The 1,202-nt window shown below is 46.2% G+C and carries 1 protein-coding gene; it reads left to right on the top strand.

What is annotated here, in order from left to right:
* Positions 1 to 1,202, top strand: a 1,202-nt coding sequence (locus R7070_RS25785) for an NAD-dependent succinate-semialdehyde dehydrogenase (RefSeq protein ID WP_318141461.1), incomplete at both ends; no start/stop codon positions are given.

The raw sequence follows: 1,202 nt of genomic DNA, 5'->3' as shown, positions 1-1,202 counted from the left end.
ACTGGCATCAATTGTTGATGGAACACGCTGAAGATATAGCGACCATTATTACGTTGGAACAGGGTAAGCCATTGTCTGAAAGCCGCGGGGAAGTGAGCTACGGGGCATCTTTTGTAGAGTGGTTTGCAGAAGAGGCTAAACGAGCTTATGGCGAAGTTATCCCAGCTCCTGCTGTAGATAGGCGTTTATCTACAATTAAACAGCCTGTAGGCGTGTGTGCTGCGATTACACCGTGGAATTTCCCTATTGCTATGATCACACGAAAAGCGGCACCTGCGTTAGCTGCTGGGTGTGGGATGATCATCAAACCGTCCGAGTTGACCCCTCTGACCGCACTAGCGGTTGTTGAACTTGCGTATCAGGCTGGTATCCCTAAGCCGCTTTTACCTGTTGTTATTTCTGAACAGGCTGCTGAGTTTGGTCAGGTGTTATCGATGGATCCTAGGATCAAGAAGATTTCATTTACGGGTTCGACTCGCGTCGGCAAAATTTTGATGAAGCAGGCTAGTGAAACTGTTAAAGCGGTATCGATGGAACTTGGAGGTAACGCTCCGTTTATTGTTTTTGAGGATGCTGATTTGGAATCAGCTGCTAATGGGCTTATCGCGTCCAAGTTCCGTAATGCAGGGCAAACGTGCGTGTGTACAAACCGTTTATATGTACATCAAAATGTCAAAGAGCGCTTTATGGAAAAAGTGCTCGCGAAAATGATGGAGCTAAATGTTGGGAATGGCTTGGAGTCTGGTGTGACAGTTGGGCCAGTGATCACCATGGCTTCTAAGCATCGTCTGGAGGCTGTTATTGATCAGGCGTTACAAGAGGGGGCTACAATTGCTAACCGTCCTCAAAAGCTCGCAGGGCGCTTTATGGAGCCTGTAATTTTGGATAATGTCGATCAAGGCATGGCTATCGTGCAGCAAGAGTTGTTTGGGCCAGTATTACCCGTATTAACATTTGAAGATGATGAACAAGTGTTAGCAATGGCCAATGATACTGAGTATGGCTTAGCTTGTTATTTCTATACCGATAGCCTTAAACGAATTATCAAGTTCACTGAAGGCTTGGAATACGGAATGGTTGGTGTGAACGAAGGTATTATCTCGACAGAAGTTGCGCCATTTGGTGGTATTAAAGAGTCAGGTGTTGGGCGTGAAGGCGCGAAACAAGGGCTCGATGAATACCTAGAGACGAAATACATATGT

It is taken from the genome of Vibrio sp. 1557, from assembly GCF_033340175.1.
GTDB classification, from domain to species: domain Bacteria; phylum Pseudomonadota; class Gammaproteobacteria; order Enterobacterales; family Vibrionaceae; genus Vibrio; species Vibrio alginolyticus.
This window is presented reverse-complemented; position numbering and strand designations above follow the sequence as displayed.